Genomic DNA, 26,199 nt, shown 5'->3' with positions numbered 1-26,199 from the left:
TCGCCGCGCTACCTCAGCACCATGCCGTTGCCCATGCCCCCCGGTGGCTCGGGGACCACGACCAGGCCCATCTCCGCCGGATCGGTGAGCAGGGGATGTTTGGGCAGCACCCGCACGGTGTAGCCGCTCGCGCCCGCGCGCTCCAGCGGGACCGAGCCCGTGTAGCGGATCAGCGGGCCCTCCTGCTGCTCGCCCGACGCCACCGCGAGCTCGGCGAAGGACGGCTCCACCAGCTCCTCGGAGTCGTTGATCCGGCCGAACGCGATCTCGACGCGGATGTCGGCGGAGTCGAGGTCGCCGAGCACCAGCGTGGCCCGCACCTTCAACTCGCCGCCGACCTGCGGCGGGTCGTCCACACCGGCCACCTCGACGTGCTCGATGCGCACGCCGGGCCAGGCCCGCCGCACCCGCTGCTTCCACGCGGCCAGCTCGCGCACCCCGGCCGTGTCCCCCCTCCTGGTGAGCAGCCGGGAGGAGGCGGCGGCGGGCCGGTACAGCAGCTCCACGTAGTCGCGCACCATCCGGTTCGCCAGCACCTTCGGGCCGAGGGAGACGAGGGTGTGCTTGACCATCTCCAGCCAGCGCTTGGGCAGGCCGGACTCGTCGTGGTCGTAGAACAGCGGAGCGACCTGGTCCTCGAACAGCTCGTACAGCGCGGCGGCCTCCAGTGCGTCGCGCCGGTCCGGTTCGCCCACCCCGTCGGCGGTGGGGATGGCCCAGCCGTTGGACCCGTCGAACCACTCGTCCCACCAGCCGTCGCGGATGGAGAGGTTCAGCCCCCCGTTGAGCGCCACCTTCATCCCGGAGGTGCCGCACGCCTCCAGCGGGCGCAGCGGGTTGTTCAGCCAGACGTCGCTGCCCTGCACCAGCGAACGCGCCAGCGCCATGTCGTAGTCGGGCAGGAACACGATCCGGTGCCGAACGGCGGGGTCGTCGGTGAAGCGCACGATGTCCTGGATGAGGCGCTTGCCCCCCTCGTCGGCGGGGTGGGCCTTGCCCGCGATGACGATCTGGACCGGCCGCTCCGGGTGCAGCAGCAGCGACTTCAGCCGCTCGGTGTCGCGCAGCATCAGGGTGAGCCGCTTGTAGGAGGGGACCCTGCGGGCGAAGCCGATCGTGAGCACGTCGGGGTCGAGGACGTCGTCGATCCAGCCCAGCTCGGCCTCGCTGGCGCCGCGCTGCCGCCAGGACCGGCGCAGCCGCTTGCGCGCGTCCTCGACCAGCCGCTCCCGCAGGGTGCGGCGCATCTCCCACAGTTCGAGCTCGGAGGCCCCGGTCACCTTGCGCCAGCCTTCGGGGCGGGTGAACTCCTCGGAGTCGGCGACGACGCGCTGCGCCAGCTCCTGGGCCTCCTCGGCGATCCAGGTCCGCGCGTGCACGCCGTTGGTGATCGAGGTGATGGGCACGTCGTCGGCGTCGAAGCCCGGCCACAGCCCCTGGAACATCCTGCGGCTGACCGCGCCGTGCAGCCTGCTGACGCCGTTGACCCGCTGGGCCAGCCGCATGCCCATGACGGCCATGTTGAACACGTTCGGGTCGCCGCCGGCGTAGGTCTCCGCGCCCAGCGCCATGGCGCGGTCGACCGGCAGCCCCGCGATGGCGCTGTCGCCGCTGAAGTGCCGTTCGACCAGGTCGCGCGGGAAGCGGTCGATCCCGGCGGGCACGGGGGTGTGCGTGGTGAACACCGTTCCGGCCCGGGTGGCCTCCAGCGCCTGCTCGAACGTCAGGTCCTCGGCCGCGATGTACTCGCGGACGCGCTCCAGGCCGAGGAAGCCGGCGTGCCCCTCGTTCATGTGGAACACCTCGGGGGCCGGGTGCCCGGTCAGCTCGCAGTAGGCGCGCACGGCGCGCACGCCGCCGACGCCCAGCAGCAGCTCCTGGCGCAGCCGGTGCTCGCTTCCGCCGCCGTAGAGCCGGTCGGTGACGCCGCGCAGCTCGGGGTCGTTCATCTCCTGGCAGGCGTCGAGCAGCAGCAGCGGGACCCGGCCGACCCGCACGACCCAGACGTGCGCCACCAGCCTGCGCCGGTCCGGCAGGTCGATGACGACGCGCACGGGGTCGCCGGCGCGGTCCTGCAACTGCGTCATCGGCAGTCCGCGCGGATCGATCTCGGGGTAGTGCTCCAGCTGCCAGCCCTCCGGGGACAGCGTCTGGGAGAAGTAGCCGTGCCGGTAGAGCAGGCCGACGCCGACGACGGGCACGCCCAGGTCGCTGGCGCTCTTGAGGTGGTCCCCCGCGAGGATGCCGAGTCCTCCGGAGTACTGCGGCATCGCGGCGGTCAGACCGTACTCGGCGGAGAAGTAGGCGATGGCCGCGGGGGGCTCCTGCCCGCCCGGATCGCCCGGGTCGCCGCGCAGCCCCTGGTACCAGCGCGGTTCGGCCAGGTAGCCGTCGAGGTCCGCGGCCACGTCGTTCAACCTGGACCGGAATCCGGAGTCGGCGGCGAGCTCGGCGAGCCGCTCGCCCGCGACCTCCCCGAGCAGCCGGAGGGGGTCGTGGTCGACGGCCTCCCAGATGTCGGGGTCGACCGCGGCGAAGATCTCCCGCGTCGGGACGTGCCACGCCCAACGCAGGTTGGCCGCGAGCCGGCCCAGCGGGGCGAGCTCTTCGGGCAGGACGGTACGGACGGTGAACCTACGGATCGCCTTCACGGAGCGTGAGGCTAGTCAATGTGGGCGCCGGGCGCGAGCCTGCCGCGCGATCTCACCCCATGTGCCGGAAATAGGGTTTTCAATACCGATGGTCCCCTCTGCGAGGTGTGCCGGAAATAAAGAAGACAGTTTTCGGCGAGATGTCGCAAAGGTAAATTTTCTTCGATTTGGCACGCGGTATCCGGACCCGCATCAAGCCGTTGACACGGGCGATACCGGTGTGTCCGGAGTTGTCCGTGTGTCGAAGGCCCGTTTTGTCCGCCGACGCCGCCACCACGGATGATTGGCCAGCGTATGCGCGGGTAGTGAGGTGTGACTACTATCACAAAAATAGGAGGCCCCGGACTGTCGGAGAGTTCTTAAAAGGCGCCGACGATAGACATTGGAACGCGTTGGACACCACCTGACCCCACACCGGGCTTTCCGGGCGCTTCGTGCTGCCCGAACCGAATTCGGGGCCACTCGCGACACCACCAGACCGCCCAGACCTCTACACCTACGGTGCACTTGTGATCGGACGATTTCCCATTCTTGACGTCGCCCCCGTGGTCGACTGCGGCACCGCCAAGGCCGTCGTCGGTGAGACCTTCCCCGTGAGCGCGACCGTGTTCCGCGAGGGGCACGACTCGCTCAGCGCCGGCGTGGTGCTCTGGGATCCGAAGGGCCGCCGGCGCCCTCTCGTCCCGATGGCGGAACTGGCCCCGGGAACCGACCGCTACGGCGCCGAGGTCACGGTCACCTCCGAGGGGCGCTGGAGCTTCGCCGTCGAGGCCTGGAGCGACCCCTTCGCCACCTGGCGGCACAACGCCGAGATCAAGATCCCGCTCGGCCAGGACGTCGAGCTGATGTTCGAGGAGGGCGCCCGGCTGTTCGAGCGCGCCGCGCGCCGGGTCCCCAGGCGACCGGCCATGGCCGAGATCGCGGGCCTGCTGCGCGACGGCTCCCGCCCGGCCGCCGAGCGGCTGGCGCTGGCCACCTCGGATGAGGCCGTCGCCGAGTTCGCCGCGGCCCCGCTGCGCGAACTGGTCACCAGGTCCAAGCGGTACCCGGTCGTGGTGCACCGCAGGCGCGCGCTGTTCGGCTCCTGGTACGAGTTCTTCCCGCGCTCGGAGGGCGCGGTGCTCGACGGGGAGGACGGCGAGCAGCGTTCGGGCACCTTCGCCACGGCGGCCAAGCGGCTGCCGGCGATCGCCGACATGGGCTTCGACGTCGTCTACCTGCCGCCGATCCACCCGGTCGGCCACTCCTTCCGCAAGGGGCGCAACAACGCGCTGATCGCCCAGCCCGGCGATCCCGGCTCGGTGTGGGCCATCGGTTCGCACGAGGGCGGCCACGACGCCGTCCACCCCGACCTCGGCACGATCGAGGACTTCGACGCCTTCGTCGCCGAGGCCCGCGAGCTGGGCCTGGAGATCGCCCTGGACCTGGCGCTGCAGGCATCGCCCGACCACCCGTGGGTCGGCGAGCACCCGGAGTGGTTCACCACCCGGGCCGACGGCTCCATCGCCCACGCCGAGAACCCGCCGAAGAAGTACCAGGACATCTATCCGCTCAACTTCGACAAGGACCCCGAGGGCGTCTACGCCGAGGTGCTGCGGATCGTGCGGCACTGGATGGCGCACGGGGTGCGGATCTTCCGGGTCGACAACCCCCACACCAAGCCGGTGGCGTTCTGGGAGCGGCTGCTCGCCGAGATCGGCCGGACCGACCCCGACGTGCTCTTCCTGGCCGAGGCCTTCACCCGCCCGGCGATGATGCACACGCTGGCCAAGGTGGGGTTCCACCAGTCCTACACCTACTACACCTGGCGCAACAGCAAGGAGGAGTTGGAGGAGTACCTCAGCGACCTCAGCGGCGACACCGCGGCCTACATGCGCCCCAACTTCTTCGCCAACACCCCCGACATCCTGCACGCCTACCTGCAGCACGGGGGGCGGCCGGCGTTCGAGACCAGGGCCGTGCTGGCCGCGACACTCTCACCGACGTGGGGAATTTACTCCGGCTACGAACTCTGTGAGAATCAACCCGTGCGGCCGGGGAGCGAGGAATACCTCGATTCCGAAAAATACCAGTACAAACCGCGCGACTGGGACGCCGCAGAAGCCGCCGGAATGACGATAACGCCATTGATCCGCAGGCTAAACTATTTGCGGCGAAGCCACCCGGCATTGCAAGAACTGCGCAACCTGCGGTTCCACCATGTTGACCGGCCGGAGCTGATCTGCTTCTCGAAGCGGCTGGCCGGGGACGCCGACCAGGGATCGGACGACGTCGTCCTGGTCGTCGTCAATCTCGATCCGCACCGGACACACGAGGCCACGGTGTGGCTCGACATGCCCGCTCTCGGGTTCTCTCCTGATGACGGGATCATCGTCACGGACCATCTTTCGGGCGATTCATATCAATGGGGTCAGGGGAATTACGTCCGCCTCGACCCCGACGTCCAGACCGCACACGTATTCACAGTCACCCCCGCAGGAAGCGCTCCGAGCTGATCACCGGATCCGCACGAGCGCTCCGCGGGAACGAACTGGAAAGCCAACTGGTGGAGTAGTACATCGTGACCACACCCGAGCCGGTGCCAGGCACCAGTCTCACACCCCTCGTGGCCGTGCCCGACACGTTCACGCACGAGAAGCCCCGCGACCCCTACTGGTACAAGCACGCGGTCTTCTACGAGGTCCTCGCCCGCGGGTTCTTCGACTCCAACGGCGACGGCACCGGGGATCTCCGAGGTCTGATCGACAAGCTCGACTACCTCGAATGGCTGGGGATCGACTGCATCTGGCTGCTGCCCCTGTACGAGTCCCCGCTGCGCGACGGCGGCTACGACATCGCCGACTACATGAAGATCCTGCCGGAGTTCGGGCAGATCGCCGACTTCGTGGAGCTCGTCGAGCAGGCGCACGAGCGGGGCATCCGGGTCATCGCCGATCTGGTCATGAACCACACCAGCGACCAGCACCCGTGGTTCAGGGCCTCGCGCGAGGATCCGGAGGGGCCCTACGGCGACTTCTACGTCTGGTCCGACACCACCGAGCGCTACTCCGACGCCAGAATCATCTTCGTCGACACCGAGCAGTCCAACTGGACCTACGACGAGGTGCGCGGGCAGCACTACTGGCACCGCTTCTTCACCCACCAGCCCGACCTCAACTTCGAGAACCCCGCGGTGCAGGAGGCGATCCTGGAGGTGCTGCGGTTCTGGCTGGACCTGGGCATCGACGGGTTCCGGCTGGACGCGGTCCCCTACCTCTACGAGCGCGAGGGGACCAACTGCGAGAACCTCAAGGAGACGCACGAGTTCCTGAAGAGGGTCCGCGCCGAGGTCGACCGCCTCTACCCCGACCGGGTGCTGCTGAGCGAGGCCAACCAGTGGCCCTCCGACGTCGTCGACTACTTCGGCGACTTCGAGTCCGGCGGCGACGAGTGCCACATGAACTTCCACTTCCCGCTGATGCCGCGGATGTTCATGGCGGTGCGCCGCGAGCAGCGCTACCCGATCTCGGAGATCCTGGCGCAGACACCGGAGATCCCGCGCAACTGCCAGTGGGCGATCTTCCTGCGCAACCACGACGAGTTGACGCTGGAGATGGTCACCGACGAAGAGCGCGACTACATGTACTCCGAGTACGCCAAGGACCCGCGGATGCGCGCCAACGTGGGCATCCGCCGGCGGCTGGCGCCCCTGCTGGACAACGACCAGAACCAGATCGAGCTGTTCACCGCCCTGCTGCTGTCGCTACCGGGCTCCCCGGTGCTCTACTACGGCGACGAGATCGGCATGGGCGACAACATCTGGCTGGGCGACCGCGACGCGGTGCGCACCCCCATGCAGTGGACGTCGGACCGCAACGCCGGGTTCTCCCGCTGCGACCCCGCGCGACTGTACCTGCCGCTGATCCTGGACCCGGTCTACGGCTACCAGGCGCTCAACGTCGAGGCCCAGCGCGACAATCCCAGCTCGCTGCTGAACTGGACGCGCAAGATGATCCAGATCCGCAAGCGGCACCCGGTCTTCGGCACCGGCGCGTTCACCGAACTGCACGCCAGCAACCCCAGCGTGCTGGCGTTCGTGCGGGAGTACGGCGACGACCGGATGCTGTGCGTCAACAACCTCTCGCGCTTCCCCCAGCCCGTGGAACTCGATCTGCGCCGCTTCGAGGGCGTCACTCCGATCGAGTGCACGGGGGGCGTGCAGTTCCCCGCGATCGGCGAGCTGCCCTACCTGATGACCCTGCCCGGCCATGGCTTCTACTGGTTCCAGCTACCGCCCGTCGCCGACGAGGACGTGACCGCGGTGGCCAACGCCGAGACCCTCCCGGAGCCCGACCAATCCGCTGCGGCGGTGGAGTCCGGGTCCCCGCACGCGGCCACGGACTCCAAGACGGACGGCGCCGGCCGTTCCGGCAAACCGGTACGAGCTTGAAGCAAGGAGAAACGGACCGCTCTAAGATGACCCAGCTTGAGGAGCTACTGACCGCCTGGATCCCGCGGCAGCGCTGGTTCGCGGGGAAGGGGGTGCCGATCGACGCGCTCACGGTCGAATCGCAGCACGTTCTCATCCCCGGTGTTCCAGGACTGCGGGTGCTGGTGGTGGCGGTCGGCCAGAAGGGGGGGACCGACCGCTACCAGGTGCTTCTCGGGCTACGGCCGCAGGGCACGCTCGGCGACGAGCTCGCACACGCCACCATCGGCGTGTGCGAGCCGGCCCCGGCGGGCGGACCGGTCGGCGGCCCCGCGTACGGGCCGTCGTCCTGCGCCGTCTACGACGCCGCGCACGACCACGAGATGACCGCGCGCCTGCTGGACCGGATCGCCGAGGGGCGCGGCAGCGGCGCGGTCCGGTTCCGCAGGATGCCGGGGAGCAGCATCAGGACCGGGATGCGCAGCATCGTGCTCACCGGCGAGCAGTCCAACACCTCGCTGGTCTACGGCGAGGACTACGTACTCAAGATGTTCCGGCGGCTGTGGCCGGGCCACAACCCCGACCTGGAGCTGACCGCCGCGCTGGCCGGGTCGCCGTTCATCGCCCGGCCCTACGGCTGGATCGAGGCCGACCTGCCCGACCCGGTGACCGGCGAGCCGGTCGCCACCACCCTGGCGATGCTGCAGCAGTACCTGCGCAGCGCCACCGACGGCTGGGTGCTGGCCGCGACCAGCGTGCGCGACCTCTACGCCTCGCCCGGTCTGGCGCCGGACGAGGCCGGCGGCGACTTCACCGGCGAGGCCGAGCGGCTGGGCGCCGCGACCGCGGCCGTGCACCGCGACCTCGCGCGGGCGCTGCCCACCGACGTCGTCGCGCCCGACACCCAGGCGGAGATGGCGCGGGCCATGGTCGACCGGCTGGGCGCCGCCATCGCCGAGGTCTCCGACCTGGCGCCGTACGCGCAGCGGCTGCGCACGGCGTTCGACGCGTTCGCCGAGGTCGACGCCCCGCTGCCGGTGCAGCGGGTGCACGGCGACTACCACCTCGGCCAGGTGGTGCGCACCGACGTCGGCTGGGTGCTGCTGGACTTCGAGGGCGAGCCGGCCGCACCGGTCAGCGAGCGCCAGCGGCTGTCCAGCCCTCTGCGCGACGTGGCGGGGATGCTGCGCTCCTTCGACTACGCCGCCCGCCACCAGCTCACCGGGCACGACCAGGACGAGGGGCTGGCCGAGCCGGCGCGGGCGTGGGCGCTGCGCAACCGGGAGGCGTTCTGCTCCGGATACGCCTTCGGCGGCGGCATCGACCCGGAGAAGCACCAGGTCGTGCTGCGCGCGTTCGAGTACGACAAGGCGGTCTACGAGGTGATGTACGAGGCGCGGCACCGCCCGTCGTGGCTGCACATCCCCTTGGACTCGATCGCCGCGCTGGCGAATTGACCGACCGCCGGCCGGGCGCGCGCCGCTGCCGCGGACGCGTCCGCGCGGCCCTCCCGACGGACGCGGGCGGTCCCACGGCCGGGCGGTAGTGAAAAAAACCTGTCCACTCCCACCCTCGACGCACGCGAGGAAGCCATGAGCGACGCCACCATCGCCGAGATCGACCGCCTGGTCGCCGGCCACCACCACGACCCGCACGGCCTGCTCGGAGCGCATCCGGTGCCCGACGGCATCGCGGTGCGCACGCTGCGGCCCCTGGCGCAGTCGGTGCACGCTGTGCTGGAGGACGGCCGCAGGGTCGCCCTGGAGCACCTGCACGGCGGGGTGTTCGCCGGGGTGCTGCCGGGGTCGCAGGTCCCCGACTACCGGCTGGCGGTGCGCTACTCGGCCGGAGAGGAGGAGTGGATCGTCGACGACCCGTACCGCTACCTGCCCTCGATCGGCGAGCTGGACCTGCACCTGATCGGTGAGGGCAGGCACGAGGAGCTGTGGCGGGCGCTCGGCGCGCACACGAGGCGCTACGCCTCCGTCATGGGCGAGGTCACCGGGACGTCGTTCACCGTATGGGCGCCCAACGCGCGCGGGGTGCGGGTCGTCGGCGACTTCAACCACTGGAACGGCGTCGCGCACCCGATGCGCTCGCTCGGTTCGTCGGGGGTGTGGGAGCTGTTCGTCCCGGGCGTCGGCGACGGCGCCCTGTACAAGTACCGGATCCTCGGCGCCGACGGCGCGTGGCGCGACAAGGCCGACCCGATGGCCTTCGCCGCGCAGACGCCGCCGGACACCGCATCGGTGGTGTTCACCTCCGACCACCGGTGGCGCGACGACGAGTGGCTGGCGCACCGCAAGATCGAGGACTGGACCCGGCGCCCGATGAGCGTCTACGAGGTCCACCTCGGGTCGTGGAAGCCGGGGCTGTCGTATGCGGAGCTGGCTGCGGAGCTGGTCGCCTACGTGCGCGAGATGGGCTTCACGCACGTGGAGTTCCTGCCGGTGGCCGAGCACCCGTTCGGCGGGTCGTGGGGCTACCAGGTCACCTCCTACTACGCGCCCACGGCGCGCTTCGGCACGCCCGACGAGTTCCGGACGCTCGTCGACGAGCTGCACCGCGCCGGCATCGGCGTGCTGCTGGACTGGGTGCCGGCGCACTTCCCCAAGGACGACTGGGCGCTCGCGCGCTTCGACGGCACGTCGCTGTACGAGCACGCCGACCCGCGCCGCGGCGAGCACCCCGACTGGGGCACGATGATCTTCGACTACGGCCGCACCGAGGTCCGCAACTTCCTGGTCGCCAACGCGCTGTTCTGGCTGGAGGAGTTCCACATCGACGGCCTGCGCGTCGACGCGGTGGCCTCGATGCTGTACCTGGACTACTCCCGCGAGTCGGGCGAGTGGGCGCCCAACGCCTACGGCGGCAGGGAGAACCTGGACGCCCTCGGGTTCCTCAAGGAGCTCAACGCCACCGCCTACCGGCGCAACCCCGGCATCACCATGATCGCCGAGGAGTCCACGGCCTGGCCGGGCGTCTCGCGGCCCGTCGACTCCGGCGGGCTCGGGTTCGGGTTCAAGTGGAACATGGGCTGGATGCACGACACCCTGGAGTACCTCCGGCACGACCCGATCCACCGGCAGTACCACCACAACGAGGTCACCTTCTCGATGGTCTACGCGTTCAGCGAGAACTACGTGCTGCCGCTCTCCCACGACGAGGTGGTGCACGGCAAGGGGTCGCTGCTGAACAAGATGCCGGGCGACGAGTGGCAGCGCTGCGCCAACCTGCGGGCGCTGCTGGCCTTCATGTGGGCGCACCCGGGCAAGCAGTTGCTGTTCATGGGCGACGAGATCGGGCAGGGCGAGGAGTGGTCCCACGAGGCCGGCGTGCAGTGGTGGCTGCTGCAGTACGGCCACCACGCGGGCGTGCAGAAGCTGGTCGGCGACCTCAACCGCGTCTACCGGGCGACCCCGGCGCTGTGGTCGCGCGACTGCGAGCCCGGCGGGTTCACCTGGATCGACGGCGGCGACGCCGCGGGCAACACGCTGTCCTTCCTGCGCCACGGCGACGACGGCTCGGTCCTGGCCTGCCTGGTGAACTTCGGCGGTTCTCCGCACGCCGAGCGCCGCGTCGGCCTTCCCTACGCCGGCGCCTGGCAGGAGGTCCTCAACACCGACGCCGCGGCCTACGGCGGCGGCACCGCCCGGCCCGGCGCCGTCAGGGCCACCCCCGACCCCTGGAACGGCCAGCCGGCCTCGGCCGTGCTGACCCTGCCCGCTCTGGGAGCGATCTGGCTGACCCGCGGCGCCGAGTGATCCGCGTCCGCGCCGCACGGCACCGTGCCCCGGCCGAAAGGCGGGGGCGCGGACCGGCCGGACGGCCGGTGCCGGGCCGCTCCCCCGCGTCCTAGCCTCGCGGTGTGCGAGAAGAAGAGGGACGGGGAACCGAGGAGCGGGCGAGCACGGCGGCCGGACAGCGGCGGCGGATCGACGCGCTGGACGTGCTGCGCGGGTTCGCGCTGTGCGGAATCCTGCTGGCGAACATCGGGCCCATCACCCATATGGGCTACGAGCTCCCGATCGAGGAGCTGCCAGTACGAGCGCGCATCCGGCCGAGACCGTCCTGCACATGCTCGTGGACGGCCGGTTCATGCCGATCTTCGCGTTCCTGTTCGGGATCGGCTTCGCGCTGTTCCTGGAATCCGCGGCGGCCGGCACCGGGCGTCCCCGCCTGCCGCTGGTGCGCCGCCTGGCCGCGCTGGCCGCCATCGGCGCCCTGCACCAGATGCTCTACCCGGGCGAGGTGCTGCTGAGCTACGCCGTGGTCGGCCTGGTCGTGCTGCTCCCCGCGTCGTTCCTGCCGCGCGCGCTCGTCCTCGCCGGCGGGGTCATCGGGTCGGTCCTCGGGGTCACGGTCACCTCGGGCGGACTCCCGCTGGTCCCCGGCCTGTTCCTGCTGGGCCTGGCCGCGGCGCGCTATCGCGTCCCGCAGGAGCTGGAGGGGCGCGGCCGCCAGGTCGCGATCGCCTTCGCGGTGTCGCTGGCGGCCGCGGTCCCCGCGGCGGTCTGGCACTACGGCGAGGTCTGGAACACCGGGTTCAGCACCTCCAGCGCCGTCGCCGGCCTGCTGACGGCCGCCACCTACGTGACGGCGCTGTGCCTGCTGATGCGCACCCCGCTGGCACGCCTCCTGCGCGCCGTGTTCGCCCCGCTGGGCCGGATGGCGCTGACCAACTACCTGTCGGCGACGCTCGTGGTCCTGCTCGTCGGGTGGCTGCTGGACTTCCCGGCGCGGGACCGGTGGGGCGCCCTGTTCGCTCTGGCCTTCGGCCTGCTCCTGGCCCAGTGGGCGGTCGGCTCGCTGTGGCTGCGGGCGTTCCGGTACGGCCCGCTGGAGTGGGGCTGGCGCTGCGTGACCTGGTGGAGCATCGTCCCCAACCGCAGAAGGCCGGATCCGGCCCCCGCCGAACCGGAACCGCGGGTTCAGGCCGCGAGCTCGCACCAGGTGGTGTGGAAGGGGCATTCGGGCGGGGAGGCGTAGCCGTAGCGGCCCCGCGAGAAGCGGCCGATCATCGCGAGGCCGCGGCCCCGCGTGGCGAACGGGTCGCCCAGCGAGTCGGGGACGGCGTGCGGGGCGCTCGGACGCTCGCCCCTGGGCCCCAGATCGTGGACCTCCAGACCGATCCAGGTCGGGCGGAGGTAGAGCAGCGCGGTGAACACCCCGTCGAAGTCGCCGGACCTGGTGTGCCGGATGGCGTTCGTGGCCAGCTCGCTGGCGCAGAGCACGGCGTTGTCGCGCAGCTCGTCCGGGTAGCCGTAGGCGTTCGCCGCCAGCGCGTCGGCGATGAAGTCGCGGCAGGACCTGACCGCCTTGCGCTTTCCGGAGAACCCGCACCGGATGGTCGGCGCGCCCCAGAGCATGCCCGGATGCAATTGCATGGGCGGGGGGATAACGTTGTTCACGGTTCGACTCCCTGGTCTCGACAGGCGAGTTGGGCAAGGCCCTGGCTGGGTGCTGCATCACTCGGCCGGGGCCGCTCTGCTTCTCTCGTGCGACGCGCGCATGGCCGTGCAGGCGCCCCTGCCGATGAGGTCTCCGCGGAAGCCCTGCGGCGAATGAACCCTGCTGAAACGCGCACGGTCACGCAGGCGCCGACACGATTAGAGTTTGCCCGCGCCAATGCCGTGCGGCAAGTCGGTCGGGAAAAACGCTGATCCTTTTTCCACCCGGACCGGAGGCCGCGGCCGAACGGGACTCCGGAAAAAAGCGGCCCGGGTAATCCGGACGGAAATTGCGTGGCCGCCGCGGGGCGGAATCCGCGCATCCACGGGGCCCTGCGGACCCTGAATTGCGGATGCCGAAACGCAATACCGCGAAGTCTTCGCCGATCTTGGCCTTGTGGGGCCTAAAAACGTTGCGATAACGCCCACAAGTTCAAGATCGGCGAGGGGACCACTGCCGACCGTGTCACTCGTTGTACTCGGTGACGTCCATGGACGTGGCGATCTCGTCGTAGACGGCGGCGTACCGGGCGTCCACGCTCCACACGTACACGGCCACGTCGCTCGTGGGCAGGAACCACAGCCTGACCTCGAACGTGTCATTGTTCTCGCAGGTCACGGTCCACGCCGAGTGGTGCGATTTGAGCCCGTCCGCGTGGGTGGTGAAGGGATCGGGCAGCGTCTGCTGCTCGGCCTCCTTCACCTTCACGTCACCGGCTTCGGCCGTGTTCAGGCTACGGCACGCGGTCGGGTCGGAGGCCCAGCCGTTCTTCTTGTCGAAGGCGTCGCCCTTCTTCGGCCACTTGTCGGGATCGCGCTCCGCGACGTGCGGCAGGACCTGCAGCGAGCCGTAGGCGCAGGCGGCCTGGCCCGGCGGGCGCATGCACAGCCGGCCGTCCGCGTCGTCGACCTCCCAGCCCTCCGGGGCGTTGATCTTGATGCCCTCGATCTCGACCGGGGTGAACCCCTCGGGGGCCGGCGCCTGCGCGGCCGGCATCGCGCCGCCGTAGGTGGAGTCGGGGCTCGGGCCGCCCTCCGGCGCCGCGGCGGTCCCGTCCGCGCCGCCGCACGCGGCCGCGGCCGGCACCAGCGCGGCGATGGCCGCCGCGCCGAGGCGGCGCCGGAGACCGGACGCGGAACGCGGGGCGGTCGCGGCCGCCCCGCGGGGACCGGACCGCCCGGAGGGCCCACCGGGCGAGGCCCCGGCGTTGCGCTTGAGAGCGTCGAACCGCGATCGGCCGCGCCTGCCAGACATGCGATTCCCTTCGTGCCGGAGCTTGACCTCATCGACGATAGCGGGGGAATCTGGCGATCTGCACCAGAAGTCTGCTCACGCGTGAGAGGACGGACCGTCAGTGCGAGTCGTCGGCTACTTCCCCCAGTGGGGCATCTATGACCGCCGCTACCTCCTCCGCGACGTCCACGCCAGCGGGCAGGCCGCGAAGCTCACGCACCTCACCTACGCGTTCGGCGAGCTGGACGCGCGCGGACAGTGTGTCATGACCGAGGAGGCCACCGGTGACGCGTGGGCCGACTACCAGCGCCGGTTCTCCGCCTCCGAGAGCGTGGACGGCCAGGCCGACCAGTACGAACAGCCGCTGGCCGGCAACTTCAACCAGCTCCGCAAACTCAAGGGCCGGCACCGGAGCCTGAAGGTGGGCGTCTCCTTCGGCGGCTGGAACGCCTCATGCTACTTCTCCAACGCCGCGCTGACCCCGGAGTCGCGCGCGGCGTTCGCCGCCTCGGTCGTCTCCGTCTACTTCGACGGCGACCTCCCGGTGCTGGACGGCGAACCGCAGGGCGGGCCGGGCGCCGCGGCCGGGATCTTCGACGCGATCGACTTCGACTGGGAGTGGCCCGGCTCCGACGGCAACGACCACAACGTGGTGCGGACCGAGGACCGCCGCAACTTCACGCTGCTGCTGGCCGAGACCCGCCGCCAACTGGACGCGTTCACCGAGCGCACCGGCCGCGCGGTGGAGATGAGCGCCTACCTGCCGGCCGCCCCGGCCCGGATCCGGGTCGGCATCGAACCGGAGGTGTTCCGCCACCTCGACTTCGGCATCGTCCAGGGCTACGACTTCAACGGCGACTGGGACCTGACCACCAACCACGCCGCCCAGCTCTACACCCCGCCCGGCGACCCCTCGCCCGACGGGCTGAGCGTCGACGCCGGGGTGGTCAACTACCTGGAGCTGGGCGTCGCCCCCGAGCAGTTGCTGGTCGGCGTCCCCGGCTTCGGCCGGGGCTGGAGCGGCGTCCCCGGCGGGGACGGCGGCCTCTACCAGCGGGCCGGGGGCATCGCCCCGGGCACCTGGGAGCCGGGCGACGAGGACTACAAGACCCTGGCCCGCCGCAGCGGCAGGCGCTTCCGCGACGAGGAGCACGGCACGCTGTGGCTGTACGACGGCGACGAGTTCTGGAGCTACGACGACCCCCGGTCGATCCGCAGGAAGGCCGCCTACGTCAGGGAGCTCGGTCTGGGCGGGATGAGCCTGTGGTCGCTGGACAACGACGACTCCCGCGCCTCCCTCGTCCGCGCGATGCACGGCGGGGAGGGCGGCTGACCCGCGGGGCCGCGCGTCCGCGTCCGGGAGGGACGGGAGGGAAACGCCGGGTGGCCGCATGTGGATAAGCAGGCCCGTCCCCGCCTCCGGCTAATAGCCTTGACCGCATGGTGGATGTCGTGAAACTGCTCGAGCCCGTGTCCAAGATCCGTCAGCGGCGCACCGCCCCGCTGGTCCTCGAGGTCGACCTCACCGAGGGGATCATCGACGAGATCCCCGGTGATCCTCTCGGCCAGATCATGGCCATGCGCAGGCAGCGGCTGTCCGACGTCGTGGAGGGCGTCCGGCGCGGGGCGCGCGATCCCAGGGTGAAGGCGCTGATCGCCAAGATCGGCGGGCGCCCCATCGGCTTCGGCAAGGTCCAGGAGCTGCGCGACGCGGTCGCCGTCTTCCGCGCGGCCGGCAAGCCGACCGTGGCCTGGAGCGAGTCCTTCGGCGAGTTCGGCCCCGGATCGACGCCCTACTACCTCGCCACCGCCTTCGAGGAGGTCGCGCTGCTGCCCTCCGGCTCGGTGGGGCTCACCGGGGTGAGCGTCAGCAACAAGTTCTTCCGCGACGCCATCGACAAGCTCGGCGTGGAGTACGAGGTCGGCGCGCGGCACGAGTACAAGACCGCCGTCAACATGTTCACCGAGCAGGGCTTCACCGAATCGCACCGCGAGGCCACCGGCCGCATCGTCGAGTCGCTCACCGAGCAGATCGTCGACGGCATCAGCGAGGGGCGCGGCCTGTCGCGGGAGGAGGTCCGCGGGCTCATCGACCGCGGCCCCTTCCTGGCAAGGGAGGCACTGGAGGCGCGGCTGGTCGACCGGCTCGGCTACCGCGACGAGATCTACGCCGAGCTGCTGGGCCGGTTCCGCCCGTCCGCCCCGGCGGCCAACGGCTCGGGCGGGCCGCACCTGCAGTTCGTCTCCCGCTACCAGCGGTTGCAGTCGCTGGCCAACCGGGTCCCCGCCGTGCAGCGCGGCACCGACTCCGTCGCGCTCATCTCCGGCCTCGGCCAGGTCGTGTCCGGGCGCAGCCGGCGCTCGCCGCTGGGCGGCGGTGCGGCGATGGGCTCCGACACCGTGGCCGCCGCGTTCCGGGCCGCCCGGCGCGACCCGCACGTGCGCGCGGTGGTGTTCCGGGTGGACAGCCCCGGCGGCTCCTACACCGCCTCCGACGTCATCTGGCGCGAGGTGAAGCTGACCAGCGAGTCCGGCACGCCGGTCGTGGTCTCCATGGGCGACGTCGCCGGCTCCGGCGGCTATTTCGTCGCGCTGGGCGCCGACACCATCGTCGCCCAGCCCGGCACGATCACCGGATCCATCGGCGTGTTCACCGGCAAGGCCGTGCTGTCGGGGCTGATGGCCAAGCTGGGAATCTCCAGCGACTCCATCGACGGGGGCGAGCACGCCGGCATGTTCAGCAGCGACCGCGGGTTCAGCGACTCGGAGTGGGAGCGCGTCAACGCGGTACTGGACCACATCTACGACGACTTCACCGCCAAGGTCGCCGAATCGCGCGGCATGACCAGGGAGCAGGTGCACGAGCTGGCGCGCGGCCGGGTGTGGACGGGCAGGGACGCCCACGCCAACGGCCTGGTCGACGAGCTCGGCGGCGTCGAGGCCGCGGCCGACATCGCCCGCGGCAGGGCCGGGCTGCCGCCCTCCGCCCCGCTGCGCCCGTTCCCGCGGCTCCACCCGCTGGAGCGCCTGGTGCCGGCCGAGTCCAGCGAGGACAGGGCCGCCGCTGCCGCGCGGCTGCGGTTGAGCTCGTGGGGTCCGCTGGCCGAGCTCTCGGCCGGTCTCGGCCTGCCCGCGGCCGGTCCCCTGATTCTGCCCGGCACGTGGGAGATCCGATGAGCGCGGCCGGCGCGTTCGCCACGGCGGAGTTCACCGAGACGATGGCGCGGTTCGCCACCGGGGTGACGGTGGTGACGGTGGCCGACGACCGCGACGACATCGGCAGCACGGTCAGCGCGTTCGCCTCCATCTCGGCCGAGCCGCCCATCGTCATGCTCAGCGTGACCGAGAGCAGCTACCTCACCGAGGTCATCGACCGGCAGGGGCGCTTCGCCGTGAACGTGCTCGGCGCCCGGCACAGGGCGATCGCCGGCCGCTTCGCCGCGGAGGGCCGCCCGAGCGCCCGCCTGCTGCTGGCGAGCGAGCCCCACCACCGGGGCGCGCACACCGGCGCGCTGGTCCTCGACACCGCCGTCGCCGCGCTGGAGTGCTCGGTGACGCAGCGGGTCGAGGCGGGCGACCACGTCGTGTACCTGGCGACCGTGGACGCCCTGCCCGCGGTGGGGGATCGGGCGACGGGCGGGCCGGGCGCCGCGGCGTCGCCGTTGATCAGGTACGCGGGCAGGTACCGCGATTTGGACTGATCGAAACTCTCTAGGGAGGTCACTCTTCGTGAGGTCCGCGTGACGGTGTTCGCACGCCGCGGGTAGTTCAGTCGCCCCGCCGTTCACAGTCCAATGGGAGCATGGACAGCATCCTGACGATCCTCGGAATCATCGCCGTCGGATTGGTGCTCGCCGCGATCCTGTGAGGTCCCGGCGGATCGGCACGGTCCTCACCCCATGACGCCACCCACCGCCAGCGGGGCCGGTGGGTGGCGTCGTGCGTCCGGCCGGTCGCGCCGGTCGCGGCGCGTTGCCGCTACTGGTCGAGCCCGACCGACTCCAGCCAGTCGGCGGCCACCTCGTCGGGGTCCTCCTGATCGATGCTGACCCGCTGGTTGAGCTCGGTGAGGGTCTCCGTGGTGAGCTCGGCCGACACCGCGTTCAGCGCCTCCTCGGCGGTGTCGTCGACGCTCTCGCTGTGGACCAGCGGCGTGACGTTCTGGGAGCCGAACAGGTTCTCGGTGTCCTCCAGCACGACGAAGTCGTTGGCCGCGATGGCGGGGTCCGTGGTGAACAGGTTGGCCACCTGGATGTCACCGTCCTGGAGCGCCTGCGGGACCAGCGTGATGTCCAGCGAGCGGAACCCGTCGAACTCCAGGCCGTAGACGTCCTGCAGCCCGACGACGCCCTGCACGCGGGTCTCGAACTCGGGGGGACCGCCGAGCGTGTAGTCGCCGGCGACCTCCTCCAGGTCGGGGATCGACCGCAGACCGTCGCGTTCGGCGGTCTCCCCGGTGACCGTGAGCGAGTCCTTGTTCTGCGCCTCGGAGGACTCCAGGATCTCCAGGCCGTCCGGCAGCGCCTCGGCGACCGCCGCGTTGGTCGCCTCGGTGTCACCCGACTCGGCGTCGGGGTCGAGGTGGAACAGGATCGCCCCGTTGTACTCGGGGAACACCGACAGGTTGCCCGACTCGATCTGGTCGTAGTAGACCTCGCGGCTGCCGATGTTGAACTGCGTCTCCACCTGGACGCCGGCGGCCTCCAGCGCCTGGGCGTAGACGTTGCCGAGCAGCGTGCTCTCGGGGAAGTCCGCGGAGCCGACCACGACGGTTCCGGCCTCGGGCGTATCGCCGCCCTCGGCATAGGGGTCGGCCCCTCCGCCGCAGGCGCTGAGGAGCAGGATGAACGGGGCGCCCGCGATCGCGAGCCGGGCCGGAGTGCGCATGACGTACCTTCTGTTCGTGGGTGCGGGGCTGGTGCGGGGCCATCGTGGCCGGGGTCTGTTCGGGGACGGGCGGCGGTCGGCCGGCACGGGGCTCATCTGCGGCGGACGCTACTCGGCGGCCGCGCGCTGACGGAGTCCCGGCGCGACGAGGAGTCGGCGCAGCAGGTGGAACAGGCCGGTGACGAGCACGGCCAGGAGTACCACCAGCAGCGCCCCTCCGACGACCATGTCGATCTCCTGGCGGGCCTGGCCGTCGACGATGAACCGACCGAGACCGCCGATGCCGACGTAGGCGGCGATGGTGGCGGTCGAGACGACCTGGATGGCCGCGGTGCGCAGGCCCAGCAGGATCAGCGGGAGCGCCACGGGGACCTCCAGCCGGAGCAGCACCTCGCCGCCGCGCATGCCCATCCCCTGCGCGGCGTCTTTGAGCTGGGGATCGACCCCGCGCACCCCCTCGTAGGTGTTGACCAGGATCGGGGGGACCGCCAGCGCGACGAGCGCCGCCATGACCGGCGCCAGTCCGATGCCGACGGCGAGCACGACGAGCATGAGCACGCCGATGGTGGGCAGGGACCTGGCGAAGTTGGCGACGCTGGCGGTGAGGAACCCGCCGCGGCCGGTGTGCCCGGTGACGAGCCCGATGGGGATCGCGATCAGCGCCGACAGCAGCAGCGCGAGCCCGGAGTAGCCGAGGTGCTCGATGAACCGGGCGGGGATCGCGTCGGAGCCGGCCCACTGCTCGGGTCGGCTGAACCACTCCCACACCCACAGGAGGACGTTCACGTGCTCTCCCCTTGTCCGCCCGTTGCGTCCGCGTCGGGGCCCGGCCCGCCCGGCTCCGCGACCGCGGCGCCGCGGTGCGTCCTCGCGGCGCCGCGGTCGCGTGCCGACGCCGGGGCCGCCGTCCTGGCCGCCGCGCCGAGCTCGCGCCCCCGCGTCCACGGGGTGAGCCTGCGCTGCAGCAGCACCAGCAGCCCGTCGACGAGGAACGCCAGGACCACCGAGAGCACGATGCCCACGACGATCGGCGTGCTGAACTGGCGCCGGAAGCCGTCGGTGAGGATGAGCTGGCCCAGCCCGCCCAGTCCCACGAGGGAGGCGATGCTGACCATGCTGATGGTGGCGACCGCCGCGATCCGCAGGCCCGCGATGATCACCGGGACGGCCACCGGCAGCTCGACCTGCACCAGCCGCCGCAGTGGGCCGAAGCCCATGGCGGTGGCGGCCTGCCGGACGTGGTCGGGCACCTGGTTGAGCCCGTCCACGACGTTGGGCACCAGGATCGCCAGCGTGTACAGCGCCAGCGGGATGATCGCCGTCCACGGGCTGAAGCTGGTGTAGGGCAGCAGCAGGAAGAACAGCGCGATGGAGGGGATCGCGTAGATGACGTTCACGCCGGTGAACACCGGCGGGTACAGCGACCGCCACCGCGCGCAGGCGATGCCGACCGGCAGCGCGATGAGCAGCCCCAGCAGGATCGGCGTGAGCGACAACTGGAGGTGCTCCAGCAGCCGCGTGCCGATGGGATCGCCGATGTTGTCGATGATCCAGTCCCACCGGACCAGCGGCTGGTCACCCATCGCGGCCCACCGGTTCGCCGACCGGGGTGTCCTCGTTGCCCACGGACCAGATGGCGTCGCCGAGGTCGGTCTGGGCGACCACGCCGACGACCTTGCCGTCGCCGTCGACGCCGACCGCGCGGCCGGTGGGCGAGAGCACGGCGGCGTCCAGCGCGGCCCGCAGCGAGTCGGTGGCGACGGTGAAGACGTGCCCGTAGCCGACGAGTTCCAGGCCGCCCAGCGGGGCGTCCGGCGCGGCGCGGTCCAGGGCGTCGACGTGCACCCAGCCGCGGGGCCGATGCCCGGAGTCGGCCACGAGCAGCCACGGCTCCCCCTGGCTGCGCGCGATCGACCGGGCCGCCCCCACCGTGGTGCCGGCGCTGAGCACGGCGTCACCGCGCAGGGACAGCCGGCGGGCCGGGAAGAACGACAGCCGCCGCACGCCCCGGTCGTAGCCGATGAAGCTCTCGACGAAGTCGTCCACGGGCTCGGCCAGCAGCCGCTCCGGCCCGTCGAACTGGGCGAGCGTCCCGCCCGGCCGGAACACGGCGATGCTGTCGCCGAGCTTGACGGCCTCATCGATGTCGTGGGTGACGAAGACGATGGTCTTGTGCAGCTCGCTCTGCAACCGGATCAGCTCGTCCTGCAGGCTGGTCCGCACGATGGGGTCGACCGCGCTGAAGGGCTCGTCCATCAGCAGGACCGGCGGATCGGCCGCGAGCGCGCGGGCGACGCCGACGCGCTGCTGCTGCCCGCCGGAGAGCTGGTGCGGGTAGCGTCCCGCCTGCTCCGGCTCCAGGCCCACGAGCTCCATGAGCTCGCGGGCGCGGCTGCGGGCGGCCCGCTTGCCCCAGCCCAGCAGGAACGGGACGGTGGCGATGTTGTCGGTGACGGTGCGGTGCGGGAAGAGCCCGGCCTGCTGGATGACGTAGCCGATGGAGCGGCGCAGGAGGGCCGGGTCCTGCTGCCGGACGTCGTCGCCGTCGATGGCGATGCGGCCGTGGCTGGGCTCGACCATCCGGTTGATCATCCGCAGTGACGTGGTCTTGCCGCAGCCGGACGGGCCGACGAGGACCGTGGTCCGGCCGGTGGGGATCTCGAGATCCAGGTGGTCGACGGCGACGGTGCCGTCGGGGTAGCGCTTGCCAACGCCCTCGAAGGTGATCATGTCGCTTGGCCGCGTCCTCTTGTTCCGGCTGGAGAGCATCGGGGATCGGACCGCCGGCGGGGCGGCCGACAGGTCATGGGATCGCTCGTTCCCCTCGCCCCGGGAGTCAAACAATCCGAATGCGTCATCGGGCGGGCCGGCACGTCACCGGCTGTTTCCGGCGATCCACGCCGGAATTTCGGCCAGACCGTCCAGCACCACGTCGGCGCGTTCGGCATCGGGTCGCTCCGAGTGAAGGTAGCCCCATGGGCCGCGGCGCAGCAGGACCGCGCGCATGCCGGCGGCCTTGGCCGGGAGGACGTCGTTGTCCACGCGGTCGCCGACGTAGAGGATCTCCCCGGCCGCGTGGCCCGACTCCTCGCACAGGCGCGTGAAGAACGCGGGGTCGGGTTTTGCCACGCCCCAGACGTCGGAGATGTGGACGGCGTCGACGGGCAGCCCCATGGCCTCCAGGGCGTGCCCCGCCTGCGGCGGCTGGTTGCCGGCGACGAGCACCTGCAGACCGGCGTCGCGCAGCTCCTCCAGGGCCAGGCGGACGTCGGGGTAGAGGTCGTCGGCGTCGAAGTTCTCCCGCAGCGAGTCCGGCTCCTGCGCGCGCCAGGCCTCGATCTCGGCCGCCAGGTCGAAGCCCGGCCGCACCAGCGTGAACGCGTCCAGCAGCGGACGCCCCGCGGCGAGCACCCCGCCGAGGACGCCGAAGAACGCCAGGCGCGGAACCCCGAGCCGATCGGCCCAGCGCCCGAAGATGCGGGTCTCGTCGATCAGGGTCTCGCCCACGTCGAAAACTACGCTGCGGATCGTCACAAAAGGGACGCTAACACAGGGGTTGGACACCTCAGGGGCGGATCGGCGGACGGGCGCCCCGGCCCCCCGCGGCGCGGCGCGGGTGCGGCTCAGCACCCCGCGGGCGGGCGCAGGACGGCGAAGGCGTCGGTGATCTCCAGGCGGCGGGCGCGGAAGCGGAACAGGGCCGCGGGGCGTCCGCCGGAGCGGCCCGAGGGGACCGACTCGCCCGTCTCCTCGATCTGGCCGCGGCGCAGCAGGACCCGGCGCAGGTTGGTGGCCGCGACGTCGTGTCCCAGCGCTGCGCGGTAGTAGCGCGACAACTGCGACATGGTGAACTCCGGCGGCGCCAGCGCGAAGCCCACGTTGGTGTAGGAGAGCTTGGCGCGCAGCCGCCTGCGGGCGGAGCCGACGATGGCGGCGTGGTCGAAGGCCATCGCGGGCGGTTCGGGGGCCGACGGCTCCGGCACGGGCGGTTCGGCGGCCGGGTGCCACCGGGTGTCGCGGGGGATCACCGGGTCGATGTCGGCCGGGATCAGGCCGAGATAGGCCGTGGCGAGGGTGCGCCCGTGGGGATGGCGGTCGGGGTCGCCCCTGGTCTCCAGTTGCTCGAGGTGGGTGAGATCGCGCACATCGACCTTTTGGGCGAGCTGGCGGCGGATCGACTCGCCCAGCCCCTCGGCGGCGCCCAGCCGACCGCCCGGCAGCGCCCAGCATCCCTCGAACGGCGGCCGCGCGCGCCGCCAGAGCAGCACGCAGAGGCGGCCTTCACGGATCTGGAAGACCACGGCGAGCACCTCGTGGGCCGCCTTGGACGCCTCGCCGGAGGCCGCGCCGACCGGCCGGGCCCCGGAGTCGCGCACCAGCGTCCCGCCGGCCGTCTCATCGGCTCCGTCGATGTCCACCCCTGTCCTTTCCATGACTCCTCATGTTAAGCTGCTTCGAGTTTTTGCCTATCAGACAAAAACTGGATGTGGCCGTTCGGACACGTTCTCCCGGTCGCCGTCCGGGCCCTCCCCGGCCGGCGCGCGCCCCAGCTGAAGGAAGAAGTCAAGGACATGGCAACGCTCACCGCTGCGACCGACACCCAGGCCCGGCCGGCGCCTGAGGAGTGGGCGAAGGAGGTCCGTCGCCTGGCGAAGGAGCGCGACGCCGTCATCCTCGCGCACAACTACCAGCGTCCCGAGATCCAGGACGTCGCCGACCACACCGGCGACTCCCTCGCGCTGTCGCGGCTGGCGGCCGGCGCCGAGGCGAGCACCATCGTCTTCTGCGGCGTGCACTTCATGGCGGAGACCGCGAAGATCCTCTCCCCCGAGAAGACGATCCTGCTCCCCGAGCCCGAGGCGGGCTGCTCGCTGGCCGACACCATCACCGCCGGCGACGTCCGCGCCTGGCGCGCGGAGCACCCCGGGGCGGTCGTGGTCGCCTACGTCAACACGACCGCCGCGGTCAAGGCCGAGACCGACATCTGCTGCACCTCCTCCAACGCCGCCGACGTCATCCGCTCCATCCCGGAGGACAAGGAGATCCTCTTCCTGCCCGACCAGTTCCTCGGCGCGCACGTGCGGCGGGTGACCGGACGGGACAACATCCACGTGTGGATGGGCGAGTGCCACGTGCACGCCGGGATCGACGGGCACGCGCTGCGCGAGCGCGCCGCCGCCGAGCCCGACGCCGAGCTCTACGTCCACCCCGAATGCGGCTGCGCCACCTCCGCGCTGTACCTCGTGGGCTCCGGCGCGGTGCCCGAGGAGCGGGTCAAGGTGCTCTCCACCGGCGGCATGCTCACCGCGGCCGAGCGCACCACGGCGGACAAGGTGCTCATCGCCACCGAGACCGGCATGCTGCACCAGTTGCGCGCCGCCAATCCGCGCACCGTGTTCGAGCCGGTCAACTCCCGCGCCGAGTGCCACTACATGAAGATGATCACCGCGGAGAAGCTGCTGTCGGCGCTGCGCGACGGCACCACCGAGATCACCGTGCCCGAGGACGTCGCGTCCAGGGCCCGGCTGTCGGTGGAGCGCATGGTGGCGATCGGCTCGCCCTCGCGCGGCGGCGAGTAGCGCCGCGGCGGCCGCCCCGGCTCCGGTGCCCTCCGGCCCGCCGCGGGGCGGCGGGCGACCGGAAACCCGGATCGGGGTAACAAAGACCTTTCCTTCAGGCCACATCTTTCGGAACGCGCAGGACAGTGACCGCGATGCATCGCTAGCGTCTCGGACAACTCCGGCGTTTCGCCCTCGCGGGCCCGCCGGAGGCGCGTGGGCGCGAATGGCACTGGGGAGGGGTCGTGACTGCGCAGCGAAAAACCGAAGGCAACCGCGTCGAGGACGACGTGGAGTTCGCCGTGATGCTGCGGGAGGGCCGGGGCCACGCCGAATGCTACGACGCGTTCGCCCCCGCCCTCTACCGCTACTGCTGGACGCTGCTGGGGCCCGGCCCCGGCGGACAGGACGCGCCGGGCGAGGGGGAGGAGCCGGGCGCCGCGCCGGACGCGGCCGTGCACGAGGCGTTCCTGGCGGCGGTGGAACTGCTCGACCGGCTGCGCGACCGCGCCGATCTGCGGCCCTGGCTGTTCGCCCTGGCCCGGGCCGCCTGCCAGCGGCACGGCTTCGCCCAGCGCTCGCCCTACGGCGGGCTGGCGACGGTCGAGAAGGAACGCCCCGTCGTCGACGTGATGCTCCGGCTCCCGCCGAGCCACCGCGAGCTGCTGGAGCTGTACCTGCGCCACGGGCTCTCCGCCACGCAGATCGCGACCATGCTGGGCCTGGACTCCGACACCGCGGGAGAGCTGTGCCGCGCCTCGGTGCACCGGGCCATCGACGTGCTGGCCGAGAAGAGCCCCGGTCCCGACCGGCCCGGGGCGACGCAGTGGGCGCTGGTCGACGTCGCCGCGCTGATGGATGTGCTGCCGCCGCCGGGTCCTCCGAAGAGCCTGCGGGAGCGGGTGCTCGCCGACTGCGCCGCCCCGGACCGGGAGCAGGAGCGGCGGCGCTGCGCGGTCCTGATGCGCCCGCTCGGTCCCGACGGGTTCCCGCTGCACCGTGCGCGCGGCCCGATCGCCGGTGCGGCGGGGCCGCGGGAGCGCGCCGAGGGCTCGGCCGGAGCCGCCGATCAGGCGGAGGGCGCCGGACCGGTCGAGGAGGAGAGCACGCCGATGCCCTCCGACCGGATCACCACGGCCGACACCCCGGCGCGCAACGGTCCGGAGCAGGTGGCCGAGCTGGCCCCGAAGGCCGACGGCGCCCTACAGGAGAGCGGCGAGCGCGACGGAGAGCGCCGGACGCGCTGGGCGGCCCCGGTGATCGCCGGCCTGGCCACGGTCGCCGTCGTGCTCGTCCTGTGGGCCGCCGGGGTCTTCCTGGTCAGCCCGCCCCCTGGCTCGATCGCCCAGGCCCCTGTGCCGGCCCCCGGATCGGCGGAGCCGACGTCGACCGAGGTCGCGGGCGACCAACTGCCCGGCAGGATCCCGCCCCCGGCCGCCGACGGGCCGCCCGCCGCGAACGCTGAGGGGGCGCGGGACACCGGGGACGTCGCCACCGAGCCGTCCGCGTCAGCGTCGGCGCCGGAACCGACGCCGTCCCGGACCGACGAGGAGGGCGGACAGGACCCCGGCGGCGAGGATTCCGCGACCGCGCCCCCGTCCGGCGCCGCAGAGGTCCCGCCGATCACCCCGCCGGAGGACGAGGTCCCCGATCCGCCGGACCGCCCCGACCGCATCTCCTGGTTCCTGGACGACCTGCTGGATCTCTTCGGCTCCGGAGAGTGACCGCACAGGCGCGCACGATGTCCGTTCTGCGGTGGTTTCCTCGTCGACCTCGACCGTGAGTTTCACCCTCGGCCCCTGGGGGTCTTGAAGACCCCCTGGGGTCGAGGCGGAGGGTGTCCGCCCGCGCCTACTCCATCCCGGGGCCGAGGTTGGAACCCGCGTCGACCTTATGGGCGTTATCGCAACGTTTTCAGGCCCCACAAGGTCAAGATCGGCGGGCATCCGACTAGAACACGATCTTGGTGACGACCGAAATCGGTGCGCCGTGCTTTTCACGGCACGCAGAG

19 protein-coding genes are annotated in these 26,199 nt (G+C 71.6%); 10 read left to right on the top strand and 9 right to left on the bottom strand.

From position 1 onward, the window contains the following. Positions 1–8: 8 nt before the first annotated feature. Positions 9–2,651, bottom strand: coding sequence for an alpha-glucan family phosphorylase (gene glgP, locus HDA32_RS04710; protein WP_179642022.1), 2,643 nt, complete (start codon positions 2,649–2,651; stop codon positions 9–11). A gap of 509 nt (positions 2,652–3,160) precedes the next feature. Between glgP and HDA32_RS04705 the strand changes: the two genes are divergently transcribed. The 5 genes from HDA32_RS04705 (at position 3,161) to HDA32_RS04685 (ending at position 12,048) form a co-directional block, all read left to right on the top strand. Then, complete coding sequence (locus HDA32_RS04705; protein WP_179642021.1) at positions 3,161–5,146, top strand: alpha-1,4-glucan--maltose-1-phosphate maltosyltransferase; 1,986 nt, start codon at positions 3,161–3,163, stop codon at positions 5,144–5,146. Positions 5,147–5,256: 110 nt separating this feature from the next. Continuing rightward, complete coding sequence (gene treS, locus HDA32_RS04700; RefSeq protein ID WP_312863400.1) at positions 5,257–7,080, top strand: maltose alpha-D-glucosyltransferase; 1,824 nt, start codon at positions 5,257–5,259, stop codon at positions 7,078–7,080. Positions 7,081–7,106: 26 nt separating this feature from the next. Continuing rightward, positions 7,107–8,516 (top strand): maltokinase N-terminal cap-like domain-containing protein, encoded by a 1,410-nt coding sequence (locus HDA32_RS04695; protein WP_179642020.1) that lies wholly within the window; start codon positions 7,107–7,109, stop codon positions 8,514–8,516. A gap of 135 nt (positions 8,517–8,651) precedes the next feature. Continuing rightward, a complete protein-coding gene (gene glgB / locus HDA32_RS04690) occupies positions 8,652–10,823 on the top strand; it encodes a 1,4-alpha-glucan branching protein GlgB (protein WP_179642019.1) in 2,172 nt (723 codons plus the stop codon). Between the two features lie 313 nt (positions 10,824–11,136). Continuing rightward, positions 11,137–12,048, top strand: a complete 912-nt coding sequence (locus tag HDA32_RS04685; RefSeq protein ID WP_246334237.1) for a DUF418 domain-containing protein — start codon at positions 11,137–11,139, stop codon at positions 12,046–12,048. Here the strand turns inward: HDA32_RS04685 and HDA32_RS04680 are convergent. Continuing rightward, complete coding sequence (locus HDA32_RS04680; RefSeq protein WP_179642018.1) at positions 11,991–12,446, bottom strand: ATP-binding protein; 456 nt, start codon at positions 12,444–12,446, stop codon at positions 11,991–11,993. The genes HDA32_RS04685 and HDA32_RS04680 overlap by 58 nt on opposite strands. A 529-nt stretch (positions 12,447–12,975) precedes the next feature. Next, positions 12,976–13,764, bottom strand: coding sequence for a hypothetical protein (locus HDA32_RS04675; RefSeq protein WP_246334236.1), 789 nt, complete (start codon positions 13,762–13,764; stop codon positions 12,976–12,978). Positions 13,765–13,864: 100 nt separating this feature from the next. On the opposite strand from HDA32_RS04675, the gene HDA32_RS04670 reads away from it, so the two are divergent. From HDA32_RS04670 to HDA32_RS04660, 3 genes are all read left to right on the top strand, one after another. Then, positions 13,865–15,076 (top strand): endochitinase, encoded by a 1,212-nt coding sequence (locus HDA32_RS04670; protein ID WP_179642017.1) that lies wholly within the window; start codon positions 13,865–13,867, stop codon positions 15,074–15,076. Between the two features lie 107 nt (positions 15,077–15,183). Continuing rightward, a complete protein-coding gene (gene sppA / locus HDA32_RS04665; protein ID WP_179642016.1) occupies positions 15,184–16,920 on the top strand; it encodes a signal peptide peptidase SppA in 1,737 nt (578 codons plus the stop codon). Next, positions 16,917–17,444, top strand: a complete 528-nt coding sequence (locus tag HDA32_RS04660; RefSeq protein WP_179642015.1) for a flavin reductase family protein — start codon at positions 16,917–16,919, stop codon at positions 17,442–17,444. The genes sppA and HDA32_RS04660 overlap by 4 nt, the downstream gene beginning before the upstream one ends. Before the next feature lie 277 nt (positions 17,445–17,721). On the opposite strand, the gene HDA32_RS04655 is transcribed toward HDA32_RS04660, so the two are convergent. The 6 genes from HDA32_RS04655 to HDA32_RS04630 form a co-directional block, all read right to left on the bottom strand. Then, on the bottom strand, positions 17,722–18,630 hold the full coding sequence (locus HDA32_RS04655) for an ABC transporter substrate-binding protein (RefSeq protein WP_179642014.1): 909 nt from the start codon (positions 18,628–18,630) through the stop codon (positions 17,722–17,724). Between the two features lie 108 nt (positions 18,631–18,738). Next, positions 18,739–19,416 (bottom strand): ABC transporter permease, encoded by a 678-nt coding sequence (locus HDA32_RS04650; protein WP_179642013.1) that lies wholly within the window; start codon positions 19,414–19,416, stop codon positions 18,739–18,741. Beyond that, positions 19,413–20,213, bottom strand: coding sequence for an ABC transporter permease (locus HDA32_RS04645; RefSeq protein ID WP_179642012.1), 801 nt, complete (start codon positions 20,211–20,213; stop codon positions 19,413–19,415). The genes HDA32_RS04650 and HDA32_RS04645 overlap by 4 nt, the downstream gene beginning before the upstream one ends. Beyond that, positions 20,206–21,360: an ABC transporter ATP-binding protein gene (locus HDA32_RS04640; protein ID WP_179642011.1), complete on the bottom strand. Its 1,155-nt coding sequence runs from the start codon at positions 21,358–21,360 to the stop codon at positions 20,206–20,208. Before HDA32_RS04640 ends, HDA32_RS04645 begins: the two co-directional genes overlap by 8 nt. A 144-nt stretch (positions 21,361–21,504) precedes the next feature. Beyond that, positions 21,505–22,164: an HAD family hydrolase gene (locus HDA32_RS04635; RefSeq protein ID WP_312863043.1), complete on the bottom strand. Its 660-nt coding sequence runs from the start codon at positions 22,162–22,164 to the stop codon at positions 21,505–21,507. 89 nt (positions 22,165–22,253) lie between these two features. After that, positions 22,254–23,063 (bottom strand): NUDIX hydrolase, encoded by an 810-nt coding sequence (locus HDA32_RS04630; protein ID WP_218882336.1) that lies wholly within the window; start codon positions 23,061–23,063, stop codon positions 22,254–22,256. A 138-nt stretch (positions 23,064–23,201) separates the two neighbouring features. Between HDA32_RS04630 and nadA the strand changes: the two genes are divergently transcribed. Together nadA and HDA32_RS04620 are read left to right on the top strand one after the other, a co-directional pair. Next, complete coding sequence (gene nadA / locus HDA32_RS04625) at positions 23,202–24,209, top strand: quinolinate synthase NadA (RefSeq protein ID WP_179642010.1); 1,008 nt, start codon at positions 23,202–23,204, stop codon at positions 24,207–24,209. 224 nt (positions 24,210–24,433) lie between these two features. After that, positions 24,434–25,912, top strand: coding sequence for an RNA polymerase sigma factor (locus HDA32_RS04620; protein ID WP_179642009.1), 1,479 nt, complete (start codon positions 24,434–24,436; stop codon positions 25,910–25,912). Positions 25,913–26,199: the final 287 nt, after the last annotated feature.

This window comes from Spinactinospora alkalitolerans (genome assembly GCF_013408795.1).
In the GTDB taxonomy this organism is placed as follows: Bacteria; Actinomycetota; Actinomycetes; order Streptosporangiales; family Streptosporangiaceae; genus Spinactinospora; species Spinactinospora alkalitolerans.
Note: the sequence above shows the minus strand (reverse complement) of the source record. Positions and strands in the feature narration are given on the sequence as shown.

Coding starts and splice junctions, on each gene's coding strand:
- HDA32_RS04655 (WP_179642014.1), bottom strand. CDS start 18,630: ATGCGCACTCCGGCCCGGCTCGCGATCGCGGGCGCCCCGTTCATCCTG.
- glgB (WP_179642019.1), top strand. CDS start 8,652: ATGAGCGACGCCACCATCGCCGAGATCGACCGCCTGGTCGCCGGCCAC.
- sppA (WP_179642016.1), top strand. CDS start 15,184: ATGGTGGATGTCGTGAAACTGCTCGAGCCCGTGTCCAAGATCCGTCAG.
- nadA (WP_179642010.1), top strand. CDS start 23,202: ATGGCAACGCTCACCGCTGCGACCGACACCCAGGCCCGGCCGGCGCCT.
- HDA32_RS04645 (WP_179642012.1), bottom strand. CDS start 20,213: ATGGGTGACCAGCCGCTGGTCCGGTGGGACTGGATCATCGACAACATC.
- HDA32_RS04640 (WP_179642011.1), bottom strand. CDS start 21,360: ATGATCACCTTCGAGGGCGTTGGCAAGCGCTACCCCGACGGCACCGTC.
- HDA32_RS04685 (WP_246334237.1), top strand. CDS start 11,137: ATGCTCGTGGACGGCCGGTTCATGCCGATCTTCGCGTTCCTGTTCGGG.
- HDA32_RS04675 (WP_246334236.1), bottom strand. CDS start 13,764: ATGTCTGGCAGGCGCGGCCGATCGCGGTTCGACGCTCTCAAGCGCAAC.
- HDA32_RS04660 (WP_179642015.1), top strand. CDS start 16,917: ATGAGCGCGGCCGGCGCGTTCGCCACGGCGGAGTTCACCGAGACGATG.
- HDA32_RS04680 (WP_179642018.1), bottom strand. CDS start 12,446: ATGCAATTGCATCCGGGCATGCTCTGGGGCGCGCCGACCATCCGGTGC.
- HDA32_RS04695 (WP_179642020.1), top strand. CDS start 7,107: ATGACCCAGCTTGAGGAGCTACTGACCGCCTGGATCCCGCGGCAGCGC.
- HDA32_RS04630 (WP_218882336.1), bottom strand. CDS start 23,063: ATGGAAAGGACAGGGGTGGACATCGACGGAGCCGATGAGACGGCCGGC.